The following is a 15,491-nucleotide window of genomic DNA, read 5'->3' as shown; positions in this document are numbered from 1 at the left end:
ACTGTGCCGATGCTCCTGCCATTGTTCCAGTGGATGTTTTTGAGTGTTAATCATTAGAGAATCCGACGATCGTTGGGCGGGGCTTCGTGTTCGATCTCCATCGGCTCCGCCTGCTGCGCGAGCTCAAGCATCGGGGCACGCTCGCTGCGGTCGCCTCCGCTTTGTCATACAGCCCCTCTTCGATCTCCCAGCAGCTCTCCCTGCTGGAGTCGGAGGCTGGGGTCCCCCTCCTTGAGCGCGTGGGGCGCGGCGTGCGTCTGACCTTGCAGGCTGAGGTCCTGGTCGCTCACACCGAAGCCGTGCTGGAGCGGTTGGAGCAGGCCGAAGCCGACATTGCCAGCTCTCTGAGCGAGCTGACCGGGACCCTGCGCATCGCCTCTTTTCAAACTGCTGCTCTGGCTCTCGTGCCGACGGCACTGACACTGCTACGCGACGCCCATCCCGGTCTTCGCATCCAGGTCACCCAGATGGAGCGTGAAGGCGCGCTCTCGGCTGTGCTCGCCCACGATGTCGACCTGGTCATCGATGTGGAATACCCGGGCGTTCCCAGCCCTCGTCTCGCGGAACTCGAGCGGGAGTTCCTCGGTGACGACTCCATGCACCTGGTCCATCCGGGTGTCGCAAACATGACCAAGCTGCAGGAGGCGCTGCGTATGCTGGCCGCTTACCCATGGGTCATGGAACCCGATGGCACGGCTGCTCGCCGCTGGGCGATGACCGTGTGCCGTGGCGCCGGATTCGAACCCGACGTGCGCTACGAGTCGGCCGACCTCCTTCTCCACCTGCGGCTCGTGGAACAAGGACATGCCGCCGCCCTGCTCCCAGACCTCGTATGGCTTTGCCGTCGGCCAACTATCCCCTTGCGGCCGGTGCCCTTCGGTCGGAAAACGCGCACACTGGTCACCGCTGTGCGCCGCGGCAGCAGCCGCCACCCCGCCATCCAGGCCGTTCGGCAAGCTCTCGTAACGGCGGTCGGCAAACATTTCAGAGACCGGAAATCTCGGGTTTAAGCCTCTAGCCTATTTTTTGTCCAGGGATCCTCGCGCCTAAGTTTTGCGCTCTCCGGTGAGGAACGTGTGCTGAACGTGGCTCTGGACAGATTTTCGTAGGGCAGGTCCATCGCCTGCTAGCCATAAGCCCCTCTCCCGGCCGTACTGCAGACTCCGGATGCGTTCAGAGGTTGAGGTCCAGTACGCGGACCGGCTCCCCTGCCCATCGGTGCGGGGCGGTGGTGGCGATGATCGCGCCGTCGGGACGGTCCGGTGTGGGCTGCGCCGCGTACTGGCTGTGCGCCGCGGCCCAGGTCTCCTGCCGCGCGACGGCAAGGGCGGCAGCCAGGTCCAGATCGAGGACAGTGATGCCGGGCAGGGAGGCCAGATGCTCGGCGGTGCCGGGCCGGGCGCGATCGGCTTCGACTAATGCGCACGCCGGGGCATACAGGAACCAATCCGCTTCGGCGTGGGCGCGGTGGATCAGGCGGGAGGCGAGGACGTTGCCCTGGTCGGCCGCTGCCATCGCGGTGTCGTCCAGGACGATGTGCATGGCGTCGCTCACCGGCTGGTCACCTGAGCCAGGCGCCGGTCCAGCTCGCTGTCCAGGTCCTGTTCCTCGGCAGCGGTCGGCGCGTAGCCGTTCCACTTCTTCAATGCAGCCAGAGCGTTCTCCGCGCGCTCGGCGCGTTCTTGCGGAGTCAGCAGCGTCTCGGCGAGACGGGCGAGATACGCGCGCAGCGACAGACCCTCGGCGGCCGCGATCGCGGCCAGCCGGTCTTTGGCTTCCTCGGGGATACGGATGTTGGCATCGGGCATCGTCGTGCTCCTTCCCATCCCTCAAGGGTACGGATACGTACCCGTACCCGTCACGTGCAATCTATTTCCAGTCACGACCCCGTTGTGTGGCTGAATCCGGTGCCATGCTGTGACGGCGGTGATCCTCCAGTCCCCAGGGGAGGCCCCCGTTTGAGGAGCATGTGTCCGGGACGAACGGTTTCGACTACGCCACCATGACGATCTCCGACGACGTGGTGGACCCGGCCGGGCAGTGCCTGCGCAACATCGAGGCCGCTCTGGCCGAGGCGAAGCGCACCTTCGACCATGTGGTACGGGGCGATATCTGCTGCCCGACCGGGCCGACTTCGAGCCCTGTCGGCCGATCCTGCGCCGCGTCGATCCCCACGCGTTCGCGACCCCTATGAGGATGGCGGGCTGTCGCCTGCCACACAGGAGGTCTGTCTGACCGCTTGCCGGAGCGCTTGCCGAACGGCCTGGATGGCGGGGTGCTGGCAGCTGCCGCGGCGTACGGCCGTGAACAGTCTGCGTGCCTGCTGGCCTGCTGGCAGCGGGTGCAAGGCCACGGCTGGCGGACAGCCCTGCCACACGAGGGCCGGGAGGAGGGCGACGGCATGCCCCTGCTCAACGAGCCGCAGGTGAAGGTAGTGGTCGGTGGACTCGTAGCGCACATCGGGTTCAAATCCCGCATCACGGCACAGGGTCATCGACCAGCGGCGGGGGACCGTCCCCTCCGGTTCCATGATCCACGGGTGGTCAGCCAGCGCGCGCAGCGCCTCTTGAGGCGACGCACTCGAGTCGGCGTTGCCCCGTCGAGCCAGGTGCAGGGAGTCTTCGCACAGGTCCTCTTGCTCGAGTTCAGCGGGACGAGGGCTGGGATCGCCCGGGTATTCCACGTCAATGACCAGGTCGAAATCGCGCGCGAGCAAAGCCGGTACAGCGCTTTCCCGCTCCATCTGGGTGACATGGACGCGCAGGAGCGGATGGGCGTTGCGGAGAAGCGTCAGCGCCGTCGGGACGAGAGCCAGCGCAGCAGTTTGGAAGGAGGCGATGCGCATGGTGCCGACGAGGTCGGTCAAGGAGGTGGCGATGTCGGCTTCCGCCTGTTCGAGCCGCTCGAGCAGGGCTTCGGTGTGGGCGACGAGGATCTCGGCCTGCGGAGTCAGACGCACGCGTCGGCCGACGGGCTCTAGGAGAGGGACCCCAGCTTCTGATTCCAAAAGCGCGAGCTGCTGGGAGATGGTGGAAGGGCTGTACGACAGAGCGGAGGCGACCGCGGCAAGCGTGCCGCGGTGCTTGAGCTCCCGCAGAAGGCGGAGCCGGTGTAGATCAAACATCAAAACCTCGAGAACAGTCGTTTTTCTCAATGAATATTGCTCGAAAACATGCGCTAGAACAAGGAGCTATCTGTCGGCACAGTGGTCGCGTGCTGCAGAGCCGACCACCGCTCCGTGCACTAGCTGCCGCGGATCACGCTCACAAGGCTGCTCCGTGCAACATCTCCTGATCGGACGCACCGACCGATCCTGACGGCCGCCAGGATCGACCATCCGGCTGTGCGCCTACAGTTCGTCCGTCCCTGAATCCTCAGCGCGATCACCATGTCCTCTCGCTGGGCCCGGCCTGCCCAGCCGCGCGCTGGTCGCTCTCCTCCCGGCTCTTGCGGGAGCTGCTTGAAACCTGCTCTTCACTGTTCTCGGCCCGCCAAGGCGCACCCAACTGGCTTCCCGCAGCGGCGACGAGCCCAAAGCAGCACGACAAAGGAACAAGCGTGCAAAAGCAGTCAGTACGGCGGATTTATCCTGATCTTCCGGTTCAGGAAAAGCAGCCGATCGTGGTGTCGGTGGGTGAGCCTTCGGGTTCGACGTTGGCCCCGCGGTTGGATCGTGCCGGCCTCGCCCTCAGCGGAGCTGTGCGGTGGGGGAGTGAGTCGGCATGTGCCTCTCTGCTGGAACGAAGACCAGCGATGATGCTGCTGGATCTGCCCACGACAGAGGTTGACGGCATGGCCAGGCTCGTCCGGGCCGCGTCATTGATCGCCCCCGTTGCCGTGTTGCGGCACGAGGGACTTGATGCCGTCGTCGCATTCGCCGCCGGGGCGTTCGATGTCATCGATCGGCGAGCCCCGGCCGCTGAGCTGGCCTGGCGCATCCATGCCGACCTGAGACGCTGCCCGCCCACGCCGCCGCCTCCTGCGTATGCGAGGGGCACCGCAAGCCAGCGCCTCCTGTTCGACGTGCTCGCCAGAGCGCAGGCTCCCGTCTGCTGCCACCATCTGAGACTGCTCCTGGGAACGCTATGCCTTCCCATGACACTGCGGGCACTGAGAGCGCGGATGCGGCGGCTGCTGCCCACCTTCGCTGATCACGCCCTGGAACTGGTCGTCGATCAGCAGTGGGGGCTGGCTACCTTCCGCACCTGGAGTGCAGGAGATCCAGGCTCCCCTGCCCCAGTGCGGCGAGGGCGTGGGGCGCCTCTCCAACTTCCCGCTACGCGCGGGAATCCCCCTCTGACAGCACGTCCGCATGCCAAGCAGGATTCCTCGCGTGAACCTGTCAGACAGCCTGACAGGGTTCGGCGGAAAGCCACCCGGCCCTCATAGGCGGAGCTCTGCCGCAAGCTGGAAATTAGCCGTCTGATCTGCGAGGTTGCAGGGCCCTGCAGCGGCCGCACCGTCTCCCGTACAGGAAGGGAACCATTCGTCACGTTCAACGAACCGGGGATCCCACCTTCGGTGACTATCAGGATATGGGCCTGTCCAACAGGCAGAACGGCATCCTCCGGGATGTCGTCAACGGGCCCATGCAGAAGGCCGGCGAAATGCACAGCCGCCGCCTGGCAACTGATCGAACCCCAAGCGAACTCATGCCCCTGAGCCATACAGCTCTGCGCCCAGTCCCTGGTAGCCGGCGTCGGCGACGATCTCCACGACGGCCCGTTGGCAAGGAGCTTGGCCAGGCCTAACTGTCAGGCACCGATCGACAGGACGGCGGCGCGGGCCATGCTCGGCAGGATCGGCATCGGGGCGCAGGCTGCTCAACCTGTTGAGAAATGAAGGACGCTGCATTATGAAGCCCTCCAAGTCCGCCGCCTTCGCGACGATCGCTGCGCTCGCGGTCGCCCTCACCACAACCGCCTGCAGCGGCGAGTCCGGTAATGCGTCCAGCGACGGGCCCACCAGCAGCTCGAACGGAACCCATCCGCGGCTGCCCACGTACACGGTCGCCAAGGACGTCAAGATCGACTCGCCAACCCTGCGCAAGGCCCGTAAGGCCGGCAAGCTCGTCATCGGCGCCCATAGCGACCAGCCGTTCCTCGGCTTCGAGGAGAAGGACGGCAGGCGCTCCGGCTTCGACATCGAGATCGCCAAGATGGTCGCGGCGGATCTCGGGTTCACGCCCGACAAGATCGAGTTCAAGACGGTCGACACGAAGAACCGCGAGGCCGCCATCTCCAGCGGCCAGGTCGACCTGTACGTCGGCACGTACACGATCAACGACGAACGCAAGAAGAAGGTGGGCTTCGCCGGCCCGTACTACAGGGCCGGCGCCGACCTTCTGGTCCGCAAGAACGACGGCACGATCGGGGGCCCGTACTCCCTGGAGGGCAAGACAGTCTGCGCGGTCAAGGGCTCCACCGCCCTCCGGGAGATCCAGAAGCCCGAGTACAACACCACGACCTTGGAGACGACCAAGGACACGGAGTGCGTCCAGCAACTGCTCGACAAGAAGATCGACGCCGTCACCACGGACGACACCATCCTCATGGGCTACGCCGCCCAGCGCCCGGACAAACTGAAGGTCGTCGGCAACCCGTTCACCGAGGAGCCCTATGGCATCGGCATGAACAAGGACGACGAGGCGCTTCGTCAAGCGGTGACGGACGCGCTCGAGGCGCACGACGAGAACGGCAACCACAAGAGGGCGTACGCGGCGACGCTGGGCCTTTCCGGCTCGAAGTACAACGGGGCGCCGGTCGTCGAGCACTACTGACACGAGGACTTCCCGCCCTTCTGGCCGGTCGACGGGACCTTGTAGCGGTGTCCGCAGTCGGGCCACGGGGCCTTGCTCTGGGGCGCGTCGTACTTGGTGCCGGGGCGGTGCACGTGACCGAGGTGCCGTCGCCCATCTGCCACTGGATGGAGGCTACTTTGGCCGTGGCGGTGACCGTGACGCCGCCCGCCGTCGCCGAGGCGGTCGCCGGCCCGTACGTCGTCGGGCCCTGCTCCACCCACAGCCACATCCGCCCGAGCGGTGGGGGAAGGGCGCCTGCGCTGCGCGCCCAGCGCCGCCCTGACCCTCGCGGTGGCTGCAGACCTGCAAGGCTTGAAGGAACGGGGCTGAGATCGCCTTGACAGGGGCAGCACACAGGTTCGGCGCCTGCGCGCTCACGCTGCACGGCGGTAGGGGCACGTCGCGGCAGACCGCCACTGAGAGTCGGTCACCATGCCCGGGTCCGTAGCGTCTGCCAGAACGGCATGCGGAAGCCGGTGACGGGTCGTTGCGTACCCACGTTCCACGTCTGGATGCCATCGGATGACCATGTCACCAGGTGCCCGCCGTCCTGTGTCCACCCGATGGGTGTGTTCTCCTCCTCCGCCGGTCAATGTGCGCCCGTCTCCGTCCGCAACGGACCACAGGCGGACGGCCTTCTCGTCCGCGGGGGCCAGCGATCGGCCATCGGAGGACCAGGCCACCCGAGGGTCGAAGGTGGACCCGCCGTAGACGAACGTGTGGACGGGCGCCGTCCCTGTGCCACACGAGCGCGCGCCCGACGCTGCCGCCGGAGGCTGTGGCCAGTTGTCGGCCATCCCGTGACCAGCGAAGATCGTCGACCGATCCCTGCCAGTCGGGGGAGGAAAGGGGCACGCTTCCGCCGCCCTTCCCAAGGCGGTGAATCACCAGGGGTGGTTCGTCTTCCCCTCCGCCGCCGGTGGCCAGCCGACCGCCGTCCGGTGACCACGCGAGCCTGTCGACGGACGTCTGCTCCTGGAAGCTGCGCACGGTGCGCAGCTTCCAGGTGTCCGCGTCAACCAACGCAGCTTTGGTTCCCAAGCCGCCTCCGACAGCCAGGTGGTGACCGTCCGGCGACCAGGCCAAGGTGGGCACGTCCCACCGCGTTCAACGTCCTCATTCCCACCCGTGCCCCGGTGCCGGCACGCCAGATATAAACGGTTCCGTCGTAGGTGCTCGCCGCTATCCGCACTCCGGAGGGCGACCACTCGACGTTCGCGATCCTGTGTGGTCCGCCACGGAGAGTGCGGAGCGGCTTCAGCTCTGCCGCGTCAAACAGGCGCACGTTCCCATCCGAGTCCCCGATGGCGATCCGGCGCCCGTCCGGCGACCAGCGGACGAGCCAGTCGACCACGCCGTCTTCGGTACGGGAGGACACCTGCGAACCGGTGCGCGTGTCCCAGAGAATGAGCGTGGTGGGGGAGTTGCCGCTGCCGTGGACGGAAGCGGTGTACCGCCCATCGGGGGAGAGGGCGGCGTCGTTGACGCCTCTCGCCTCGGTCGCGAGCGCCCCGAGCCCCAGGCCCGACCACGGCTGGTCAAGCAGTGGGAACGACTCCGTTCCCACACGCGGCGTGCCCCGGAGAACGCGGCTACCGCGGCCATGCACCAGCGATACGCCGCATATTGCTGGTGAGTTGGGCAGACGATCGAGTCCGCCGCCCACGCGCTGACGCGCGCCCGCGCCCAGCAGTTGCTGCCTGCAGAAGTCGATGTCGAGATGTTGGCCGCCCAGCTCCTGGCCCTCTATCAAGGTCTGCTGGTGCTCGTCCGGTCCGGTACTGCCGCCGCCAAACTGCACACCATCACCGATGGAGCCTTGGCGTCGATCGGCGCCAGGCAAGCCAAGACAGCCAAGCAGGCCAAGAAAGAGGAACAGCGATGAGTGATCAACAGCAGCTCTGGGACAACTACGCCGCGTGCTGGTCGGCCGACCCCGCGATACGACTCGCCGCGCTCGGCGCGGTCGCTGTCGACGACGTCACCTACCGGGACCCGGGGACCGAGGTCGGCAGCCTGGCCGAACTGGACGCATACATGGACGGCTTCGCCCGGGGCGTTCCCCGGACACCGCTTCCGCATCGACGAGGTCCTTGACCACCACGACCGGTCACTGGCCCGCTGGACCCAGGTCGGCCCGGACGGCGAGACCTTCATGACAGGCGTGAGCAGCGCGGTACACCGGCACGGCCTCCTCGCCGACGTGACCGGATTCTTCCTCCCCGCCTGAACGGTTCCGGCAGGCCGCCGGGCATAGGAGACGGAAGCAGTTCGTCCCAGAGAGCCCGCGGCGAAGGTCAGGGTGATCGTTTCTGCGGTGAACTTCGCGACCCGGGAGGGTGAGCGCGCGGTCTGCGGGGTGTGGAGCGGTGCGGGGCGCGCTACCTGTATCCGTGTGATGACAACCATGACGCGTTCCGCGGTAGCCGCAGTCCTTGCTCTGGTGCCGTTGAGTCTGCCGTCGTCGGCTCAGGCCACCGGCACGGTGATGCAGCCCGGCACAGGTACGACAACCTCCGCCGTGCGTGCGGTGGGCTGCCCCGATGGCTACGTCTGCATTTACCCGGACATCAACTTCGGAGGGCAGCCCTGGGTCCGTCGGGCGGCTGACGGAAGTGTGAAGGACCTGCCCTCACAGATCCGCGACGACGGCAGCTCCATCAGGAACAACTCCGGCAAGACCGCCCGCGTCTACGAGAAGCGCAATCACCACGGACGGTGGGTTTGTGTGACCCGCAGCGGCGGCTCCATCCATGACCTGCGCTCCTACAACCTCAACGACCAGACCCGCTCACTGAAGATCAACAACAACGACTGCGGCTGAACACGGGCACAGTTCCTTCCAGTTGGGCTGGTACGAACGTCACCCCTGACACGGTGAGCGACGGCTACAGCCAGCGGAAGGTCGGGCGGTGCCCGACGTGTGAGCGAGTCCACCGCGAACTCCAGGCGGAACGAGCAGCCGCGGAGGAAATAGCGACGTGGGGCGCGCAACAGGCGCACGGCGATGAAACCCCGGGATCTCGGTGAGCAGCACGCGCCAATATGGTGGACCGATGGCATCGATCAAGCAGTTCCAAGTCACCTTCGACTGCGCAGAACCTGAGCGCCTCGCTCGTTTCTGGTGTGAGGTGTTGGGGTACGTCGTACCGCCGCCACCGGAGGGGTTTGCCACTTGGGACGATTTCAAGCACTCGCAGCCACCTGAGCAGCGGGACTCATGGTTCGCCTGCAGTGATCCCTCAGGTGTGGGCCCGCGACTGTACTTCCAGCGCGTCCCCGAAGGGAAGGCCGCCAAGAACCGGCTGCATCTTGATGTGCGGATCGGCACCGGACTCGTGGGTAAAGAGCGCCTCGCCGCACTTGAGGCCGAATGCGCACGACTGGTCCCGCTCGGCGCGGTACACGTGCGAACGCTGCGTGCCGATGGCGTCAACGAGTCGTGCATCCCGATGCAGGACATCGAGGGCAACGAGTTCTGTATCGACTGAGAGCCGCGAACGTGTCCTCCCAGATCAACTGAGACGGCACCGGGCAACCGTGCGTCCGGCACCAGATCCACTGAGATTTCCAGCGCCGATCACCACTGGGGACACAGAGCGATCACCGTCACAGATCACCGCGCATCTACCCGGTCAGGATTGTGATCGACCTTCTGCGACGCCGGCTCACCCACCCCCTCGCGAAATCCGGCCTCGGATCCGGCAGCTCGACGTCGCCGCCTGGACCCGACGTCTGATGCCGAGTGCTCACCTGATCTGCTTCTGCGCGTGACAGGGCCGGAGCCGGTCTGCCGGTCCGGGGCTCCGTACCCATATCCCGGAGAGATCCAGATGGGTACTTGTCGAGTCGCGCAGGTGGCGCCGTCAGCGGTTCGTTCGAGATCGTCGAGCGTGAGGAACCGCAGACGGGACCCGGGTACGTGCGGGTTGCCGAAGGGGACTGCGCCCGCTCCCAGGGCTTCGGCGTAGTCGCGTGATGTCCATTTCGTGATCATGTAAGCCCCAGGAGGGTGAGCGGGCGTCGCGCGTCGCGGGCGTTGCGACGCAGGCTGGCCGCGATGTTCGGACGCCAGTCAGCCGCAGGGCTCCGATGGCCAGGTTGCGCCTGGTCGCCATCGCTCGGGGCGTGTTGCCGGTCCGCAGTTGTGAGGCGTCCTCGGTGAAGGTGGTGTCCCGGACGTGGTGCAGGGCCTCCACCTTCCAGTGCTCGCGCACCAGTGCTGCCAGCTGTGCGGGTGTCGCCTGGTCGGCGGTGAGGCTGGTGACGGCGTAGACGGTCTTCACGGTGGTCTTACCGGTCTTGCGGTCGGTGCGGCGGCGCTTGATCTGGACGGCTTGGCGGGCGCCGGGGAAGAGCAGGTTGTTCACGCTGGCCACCTTGATCCGGCGGATTTCGGTGCGTCCGTGGCCGCTGCCCCGGGTGCGCCCTTGGAGCGGGATCTGCTGCCAGGGCAGGGACTTCAGCTGCTTGCGCAGCTTCTTCTGGTTGCCCTTGACGATCACGATGTACTGGGTGCCGCGGCCCAGTAGATACGTAGCGTGCTCGCGCTGGGTGTGCATCGGGTCGCTGGTGACCACCACATCGGCCAGGTCGGCGACGGCCTGAAGCAGAGGCTGGAAGCAGGTGATCTCATTCGTCGTCTCCTGCACGTCGAGCTGGGCCAGGACCAGGCCGGTAGTGTGGTCCAGGGCGGCGAGCAGGTGGATTTTCCGGCCCTTGGCCTTGGCCGCCCCGCGCAGGCTCTTGCCGTCCACGGCCAGACCGTGCAGTCCGTCTGCTCTGTGGGGGCGGCGGTCGGCAAGCCAGCGGCCCACGGCCTGGTCCAAGGCGTCGCCATCGAGTGTGCCAGGTTTTCGTCTGCCTCGAGAGGAAGGCGCCCCTTGGCGATCAGGACGCCTCCGCGAGGGCGCGTTCGTAGGCCGCCTGGAGGACTGTTGAGGCCAGCGGGCGGTCGGGGCGCGGGCGGGGGGTGCCCAGGTGCACCTCGCGGAGTTCGTCCATTAGGTCTTCCCAGAGAGATGGCCCACCCTCCTCCAGCAGTCGTGCGCGGACGGTCAGTTCGGGTGTCGTGGGGCGGTGCCGCATTCCCCAGGAACCGAGCGCGACCATGATGGGGACGGTCTGGATGCCCGCCTCGGTGAGGCTGTAGGTCGCGCGTCGTCCTCGCCCGGTCTCCTCCTGCGTGAGGAGACCGCCGGCGAGGAGGGCCTTGAGGCGGCTGCTGAGGATGTTCGACGCGATTCCCTCCTTGGAGTGAGTGAGCAGCTCGCGGAAGTGGCGGCGCCCACCGAAGATCACATCGCGCAGGACGATGAGACTCCACTGGTCCCCGAGTGCCTCCACTGCCGCGTTGATCGCACACCCGGACCGCGGTTCGTCTCGCATGCCCACCTCCAGTGATTGCATTCTGCCACCACCAAGCCTACGCTCATCCCCGCAGGTGATTGCAGTTCGCAATCACGTCCATCGAGGGTAGGAGGCCACGCCATGTCCCGTGTGAGGGTCCACAACTTCTCCGTCTCCATCGACGGCTTCGCCACGGGTGAAGGACAGAGTCTCGATGCTCCGTTCGGCCACGCCGGCCATCGACTCCACGAGTGGTTCTTCCCGACCAGGACCTGCCAGCAGATGCAGGGCAAGCCGGACGGGAGCACCGGGGTCGACGAGGCTATCGCCCGCACCTGGGATGCCGGCATCGGGGCGGAGATCATGGGCCGCAACAAGTTCGGTCCCCAACGCGGGCCGTGGGGAAACCATGAGTGGAACGGCTGGTGGGGGCCCAACCCGCCCTTCCATACCCCAGTGTTCGTGCTGACCCACCATCCCCGTCCCTCGGTGGAGATGGAAGGCGGCACCACGTTCCACTTCATCGATGCCACGCCGCAGGAGGCGCTCCGTCAGGCGCGCGAGGCCGCAGGCGGCCTGGATGTGAGGATCGGCGGCGGGCCGACCACGATCCGCCAGTTCCTCGCCGAAGACCTCATCGATCACCTGCACATCGCCGTCGTCCCGGTCGTCCTGGGCCGTGGCGAGCGCCTGTGGGCCGGACTCGAAGGACTCGAGAAACGCTTTCAGGTCGAGTCCGTAACAACCCCCAGCGGCGTGACGCACATGACCTTCACCCGGCCGTAGCGCCGGCCCGAGCGCGAGCGGTGGTCCGGCACCTGGACCAGGGCCTGCACCGCGTCGGCAGGCCCGGCAACTCCTCGACCGGGCCGGGCAGCACGACGTCCTCGCACTGGCGCATCAGCGCGTCGATCAGGATCTGCTACCGCCGCCTCGCCACGGGTCACCGCAGCTCGCCTCGCCGCCCGTCTCACCTCACGAGAACGCTGAGGCACTGTTCTCGGCTGACCGCTGAGCTGGCAGATCGTCACGAACTGGACGTCCTACGACTACGCCGAAGCCCTGCGCCCGCTCCTGGCCTGCTCCGAAGCGCCGCGCGCGATGGCCGTCACGTCACTGGCGAGCCATGGGGTGGACGACGTACTCGTAGAGCGGATGGCGATCCATGACGAGCAGGGCGCCCTCGCGCGCCCCCGAACCAGCAGATGCCGCAGGGCGGGCGGTCGGAGCCAGTCGACGCCCGCGGCCCGACGACCCGCGCGGACAATGAGCTGCGGAAGGGCTGCGGTACCAACACGCCTCAGGCGGACGCATGGTCGGAGACCGTGAAGAACGCTATCCCCGCGAGGGCCGCCCGTTGGGCCGCAGTGTGGACAACGAATGGTTCGGGGTGAGCTACTCCACCGAGACCCCCCGCGTTCAGCGGATCTGGTGGCGGATCAGGTCTGTGTTGCGCCGGCCGGTAAGAAGCGTACGGCGCACCCGCTGAGGCAGCCCCCGGAGCAGCCGCGTGGGCCCGGCACACGTCGTGTGTGGGGCAGGCCGCTACCGGCCGATCAGCGGCACCACTGAAAAGGCGTGGTCCTGCCAGAGCAGACGAGAGGTCTCCTCCGGGTAGGCGGTGACCACCGGTCGGGCGTCGAGGAGATGCACGAGGCGTTGCTCGGCGTCGAATGGGGGCCAGCCGGGGTCGCCGTGGGCGGCGAACGCCGTAAACGCGGCGCGGATGTGCGCGGACAGCGCCTCTGCCTCCGGGGAGGGGTTTTCGCCGATCAGCGTGGCGGCTTGCCCGCTGCTCAGGTTGCCGAAAACGAGCGGCACGTCGAGGCCGTGACAGGCGCCGAGGGCACCGCCCATAGCCGGGCCGGGCCAGGTCAGCTCGTAGACGTGCGCACGGCCGCCGGCGGCGATCTGCGCCTGGGCGAGGTGGATGGTCGGCATGCGGAACAGCCAGTCCGAGTTGACCAGTTCGTACAGCTCGTCCGGCCCTGCGGCCGGGAAGCCGTCGCGGTACCGGCGTGCGCCGTCCGGGCCGGGGGCGAAGACTCGTAGGGCGGTCGCCGCCTGCTCCTGCGTCACCTGGCCGAGCAGGCCATCGAGCGCTGAGAACAGCCGGTGCTCGTCGCGAGTGTGGCCGACGACGAGTTCGACGTCCCGGCCGGCGCCGTCGGCCAGGGCCTGCCAGGGAGTGACCGGCAGAACATCGCCGTCGACGACGGGCGAGAACGGGATCGACCTGTGCGCGACCTGGCCCCAGCGCTCCACCCACTGGGCCATCTTGGCGGCGACCGCATCACCGGCGGCGGGCAGCCGGGCCGGGGCCACGGTGGACAAGTCAGCCACCGTGGGCCGCAGCCCCAGCTCAGAGGCGCAGGCGGCGGCGATATCGGCGGCGAGCGCCGCTGAGAAGAACGTGCCCGGGACGCTCTGCGCGACGGCCCTGCGGAAGAGCCCGGCCGCACGCGGCATCGCCAGCAGCCCGGCGACCGATCCGGCGCCCGCCGATTGGCCGAAGACCGTGACCCGGTCCGGGTCGCCGCCGAATGCCCGGATGTTGTCGCGCACCCACTCCAAAGCGGCGACCTGGTCGAGTAGGCCCCGGTTGGCGGGCGCCCCCTCGATCTGCGCGAAGCCCTCGATGCCCAGACGGTAGTTGAACGTCACCAGGACGACGCCGCCGTCCCGCGCCAGGCGGCCGCCGTCGTATTCGGGGAGGCCGGACATGCCGATCACGTAGGCGCCGCCGTAGATCCACACCATCACCGGAAGTCCCGCACCCGGGTCCGGCTCGGGCGACCAGACGTTGACCGTCAGCCAGTCATCGCCCGCCGCGTCCTGCGACAGCGCGTCCATGCCGAACGCACCGGCCTGCGGGGGCGGGGGACCGTACGACACGGCCGACCGCACGCCGTCCCAGCCCCGAACCGGCCGCGGTGCGGCGAAACGGAGCGCGCCGACCGGCGGCTCAGCGAACGGGATGCCGCGGAAGACCGCCAGGCCCTCCTCCCGGCTTCCGCGCACTGCCCCGGCTGCCGCGCGGACTTCGGGCCGGGACCCGGACGACTCGGACGTGGCAACGGTCATCCCAGCTCCCTCTGTGGGCAGTTGAGCGCGATCAAAGGCGCGCGCGGCTTGCACCGCGGATCATCCCGCCAAATCAAGCTGCGGGCCAACCATTTACGGGGCACTCAGGAATGGACGGGTCGACTACCGTCTACGACCACATGGCCAGGGCCCTGACCCGAGAGTTGGGTCAGCTGCCTTGGCTCCGTGCCTGTTCGTTACGGGATACGTACGACGACCTTGCCGGTGGCCTGATTGGTCTCCATGTACTGGTGCGCGTCGGCGATCTCCTCCAGCGTGAAGACGCGGTCCAGGTTGGCGTGGTAAGTGCCCTTGGACACCGCGTCGACGATGTTCTGGAGGGCTTCGGTGCCGGCGGAGCCCTGGAGGTCCTGGCTGTGGAAGGCGGTGAGCCTGGTGCCGGAGGGGATCATGGCGACAGGTTCGAAGTCGGGGACAGCCCATACGCCGCTGAGCATGCCGGTGACGCACACTGTGCCGCCGCGGGCTGCCAGGTGAAGGGAGTCCACGAGGGTGGGGGCACCCACGAGGTCGAGGACGTAGTCCGGGCCGCCCGGGCGGATGGCACGTACCTGGTCGGCGATCGCGCCGGTGTCCACCACGACGTGGTCGGCGCCGCGGGTAGCCAGCAGCTCCGCCTTGGCCGGACTGCGGGTGGTGGCAATGGTCTCCAGCCCGCGGTCGGCGGCCAGCGACAGCGCGGCCATGCCGACCGACGAGGTGCCGCCGCGCACCAGCAGTGTGCCGCCGCCGACGATGTTCAGGGCGGCCAGCGAACCGTATGCGGTGAGGTAGGTCTCGGGCAGCGCGCCGAAGGTGGCCCAGTCCAACGTGGTGGACACCGGCATGAGCAACTCGTCCGGCAGCAGCGCGTACTCGGCATAGCCGCCGTCGAAGGCGCGGCCCATCTCGCCCATCACGGCGGCCACCGTGGTCCCGGGCGACAGCCCGGAGCCGGACGACTCGGCGACCACGCCGACACATTCGATGCCCAGCACCCGGGGGAAGCGGACGCTCGGCGAGTGGCCCTGCCGGGTCATCAGCTCCGAACGATTGAGCCCGAACGCCTTGACCTGCACCAGCGTCCAGCCGGGCCGCGCCTCGGGCCGCGGGATGGTCCGCACCCGCAACACCTCGGGCGGTCCCGGCCGTTCGGCAACGGCCGCTTTCATCATCGTCTCCACGTCTGTTCCCTCTCTGTCCAACAGCGCCGTACAGGTCCTGCAACCCATCCGGGGCAGCAGATCATCCGTGCACG

Annotated in this window: 17 protein-coding genes; 8 read left to right on the top strand and 9 right to left on the bottom strand. The window is 67.7% G+C overall.

The window, feature by feature from the left end; genetic code table 11:
• Positions 1 to 86: 86 nt before the first annotated feature.
• Positions 87 to 1,010: a LysR substrate-binding domain-containing protein gene (locus tag ACH492_RS10835; RefSeq protein ID WP_398984963.1), complete on the top strand. Its 924-nt coding sequence runs from the start codon at positions 87 to 89 to the stop codon at positions 1,008 to 1,010.
• Positions 1,011 to 1,173: 163 nt separating this feature from the next.
• On the opposite strand, the gene ACH492_RS10830 is transcribed toward ACH492_RS10835, so the two are convergent.
• Positions 1,174 to 1,542, bottom strand: coding sequence for a hypothetical protein (locus tag ACH492_RS10830; protein ID WP_398986185.1), 369 nt, complete (start codon positions 1,540 to 1,542; stop codon positions 1,174 to 1,176).
• Positions 1,543 to 1,550: 8 nt separating this feature from the next.
• Positions 1,551 to 1,808 carry a hypothetical protein gene (locus ACH492_RS10825; RefSeq protein WP_398984961.1) on the bottom strand — a complete coding sequence of 86 codons (258 nt, stop codon included), beginning with the start codon at positions 1,806 to 1,808 and terminating at the stop codon, positions 1,551 to 1,553.
• Between the two features lie 161 nt (positions 1,809 to 1,969).
• On the opposite strand from ACH492_RS10825, the gene ACH492_RS10820 reads away from it, so the two are divergent.
• On the top strand, positions 1,970 to 2,194 hold the full coding sequence (locus ACH492_RS10820) for a hypothetical protein (protein WP_398984959.1): 225 nt from the start codon (positions 1,970 to 1,972) through the stop codon (positions 2,192 to 2,194).
• Here ACH492_RS10820 and ACH492_RS10815 read toward each other — a convergent pair.
• Positions 2,189 to 3,124, bottom strand: a complete 936-nt coding sequence (locus tag ACH492_RS10815) for a LysR family transcriptional regulator (protein ID WP_398986183.1) — start codon at positions 3,122 to 3,124, stop codon at positions 2,189 to 2,191. The genes ACH492_RS10820 and ACH492_RS10815 overlap by 6 nt on opposite strands.
• A gap of 1,731 nt (positions 3,125 to 4,855) precedes the next feature.
• Here ACH492_RS10815 and ACH492_RS10810 point away from each other — a divergent pair.
• A complete protein-coding gene (locus ACH492_RS10810; protein ID WP_398984957.1) occupies positions 4,856 to 5,779 on the top strand; it encodes a glutamate ABC transporter substrate-binding protein in 924 nt (307 codons plus the stop codon).
• On the opposite strand, the gene ACH492_RS10805 is transcribed toward ACH492_RS10810, so the two are convergent.
• Positions 5,773 to 5,922 carry a hypothetical protein gene (locus tag ACH492_RS10805; protein WP_398984955.1) on the bottom strand — a complete coding sequence of 50 codons (150 nt, stop codon included), beginning with the start codon at positions 5,920 to 5,922 and terminating at the stop codon, positions 5,773 to 5,775. The genes ACH492_RS10810 and ACH492_RS10805 overlap by 7 nt on opposite strands.
• A gap of 893 nt (positions 5,923 to 6,815) precedes the next feature.
• Positions 6,816 to 7,154, bottom strand: coding sequence for a WD40 repeat domain-containing protein (locus tag ACH492_RS10800; protein ID WP_398986181.1), 339 nt, complete (start codon positions 7,152 to 7,154; stop codon positions 6,816 to 6,818).
• 366 nt (positions 7,155 to 7,520) lie between these two features.
• Between ACH492_RS10800 and ACH492_RS10795 the strand changes: the two genes are divergently transcribed.
• The 4 genes from ACH492_RS10795 (at position 7,521) to ACH492_RS10780 (ending at position 9,291) form a co-directional block, all read left to right on the top strand.
• Positions 7,521 to 7,685 (top strand): hypothetical protein, encoded by a 165-nt coding sequence (locus ACH492_RS10795; protein WP_398986233.1) that lies wholly within the window; start codon positions 7,521 to 7,523, stop codon positions 7,683 to 7,685.
• Positions 7,682 to 7,897 (top strand): hypothetical protein, encoded by a 216-nt coding sequence (locus ACH492_RS10790; RefSeq protein WP_398984953.1) that lies wholly within the window; start codon positions 7,682 to 7,684, stop codon positions 7,895 to 7,897. Before ACH492_RS10795 ends, ACH492_RS10790 begins: the two co-directional genes overlap by 4 nt.
• Positions 7,898 to 8,207: 310 nt before the next feature.
• Positions 8,208 to 8,624, top strand: coding sequence for a peptidase inhibitor family I36 protein (locus tag ACH492_RS10785; protein ID WP_398984951.1), 417 nt, complete (start codon positions 8,208 to 8,210; stop codon positions 8,622 to 8,624).
• Between the two features lie 232 nt (positions 8,625 to 8,856).
• Positions 8,857 to 9,291 carry a VOC family protein gene (locus tag ACH492_RS10780; RefSeq protein WP_398984949.1) on the top strand — a complete coding sequence of 145 codons (435 nt, stop codon included), beginning with the start codon at positions 8,857 to 8,859 and terminating at the stop codon, positions 9,289 to 9,291.
• A gap of 375 nt (positions 9,292 to 9,666) precedes the next feature.
• Here ACH492_RS10780 and ACH492_RS10775 read toward each other — a convergent pair whose 3' ends face one another.
• The gene (locus ACH492_RS10775; RefSeq protein ID WP_398986179.1) at positions 9,667 to 10,617 is read right to left on the bottom strand and encodes an ISAs1 family transposase; all 951 of its coding nucleotides are present in this window, start codon (positions 10,615 to 10,617) and stop codon (positions 9,667 to 9,669) included.
• A gap of 73 nt (positions 10,618 to 10,690) precedes the next feature.
• Entirely contained in the window at positions 10,691 to 11,188 is a 498-nt protein-coding gene (locus ACH492_RS10770; RefSeq protein ID WP_263267636.1) for a helix-turn-helix domain-containing protein, read from the bottom strand.
• A 102-nt stretch (positions 11,189 to 11,290) separates the two neighbouring features.
• On the opposite strand from ACH492_RS10770, the gene ACH492_RS10765 reads away from it, so the two are divergent.
• Entirely contained in the window at positions 11,291 to 11,935 is a 645-nt protein-coding gene (locus ACH492_RS10765) for a dihydrofolate reductase family protein (protein WP_398984947.1), read from the top strand.
• Between the two features lie 759 nt (positions 11,936 to 12,694).
• Here the strand turns inward: ACH492_RS10765 and ACH492_RS10760 are convergent.
• Positions 12,695 to 14,233, bottom strand: coding sequence for a carboxylesterase/lipase family protein (locus ACH492_RS10760; protein ID WP_398984945.1), 1,539 nt, complete (start codon positions 14,231 to 14,233; stop codon positions 12,695 to 12,697).
• Positions 14,234 to 14,430: 197 nt separating this feature from the next.
• Positions 14,431 to 15,408 (bottom strand): zinc-binding dehydrogenase, encoded by a 978-nt coding sequence (locus tag ACH492_RS10755; protein WP_398986177.1) that lies wholly within the window; start codon positions 15,406 to 15,408, stop codon positions 14,431 to 14,433.
• Between the last annotated feature and the right edge of the window lie 83 nt (positions 15,409 to 15,491).

The organism is Streptomyces sp. NPDC019443 (genome assembly GCF_044389785.1).
In the GTDB taxonomy this organism is placed as follows: domain Bacteria; phylum Actinomycetota; class Actinomycetes; order Streptomycetales; family Streptomycetaceae; genus Streptomyces.
This window is presented reverse-complemented; position numbering and strand designations above follow the sequence as displayed.

Coding starts and splice junctions, on each gene's coding strand:
- ACH492_RS10830 (WP_398986185.1), bottom strand. CDS start 1,542: ATGCACATCGTCCTGGACGACACCGCGATGGCAGCGGCCGACCAGGGC.
- ACH492_RS10825 (WP_398984961.1), bottom strand. CDS start 1,808: ATGCCCGATGCCAACATCCGTATCCCCGAGGAAGCCAAAGACCGGCTG.
- ACH492_RS10815 (WP_398986183.1), bottom strand. CDS start 3,124: ATGTTTGATCTACACCGGCTCCGCCTTCTGCGGGAGCTCAAGCACCGC.
- ACH492_RS10810 (WP_398984957.1), top strand. CDS start 4,856: ATGAAGCCCTCCAAGTCCGCCGCCTTCGCGACGATCGCTGCGCTCGCG.
- ACH492_RS10795 (WP_398986233.1), top strand. CDS start 7,521: ATGTTGGCCGCCCAGCTCCTGGCCCTCTATCAAGGTCTGCTGGTGCTC.
- ACH492_RS10790 (WP_398984953.1), top strand. CDS start 7,682: ATGAGTGATCAACAGCAGCTCTGGGACAACTACGCCGCGTGCTGGTCG.
- ACH492_RS10785 (WP_398984951.1), top strand. CDS start 8,208: ATGACGCGTTCCGCGGTAGCCGCAGTCCTTGCTCTGGTGCCGTTGAGT.
- ACH492_RS10780 (WP_398984949.1), top strand. CDS start 8,857: ATGGCATCGATCAAGCAGTTCCAAGTCACCTTCGACTGCGCAGAACCT.
- ACH492_RS10770 (WP_263267636.1), bottom strand. CDS start 11,188: ATGCGAGACGAACCGCGGTCCGGGTGTGCGATCAACGCGGCAGTGGAG.
- ACH492_RS10765 (WP_398984947.1), top strand. CDS start 11,291: ATGTCCCGTGTGAGGGTCCACAACTTCTCCGTCTCCATCGACGGCTTC.
- ACH492_RS10760 (WP_398984945.1), bottom strand. CDS start 14,233: ATGACCGTTGCCACGTCCGAGTCGTCCGGGTCCCGGCCCGAAGTCCGC.
- ACH492_RS10755 (WP_398986177.1), bottom strand. CDS start 15,408: ATGATGAAAGCGGCCGTTGCCGAACGGCCGGGACCGCCCGAGGTGTTG.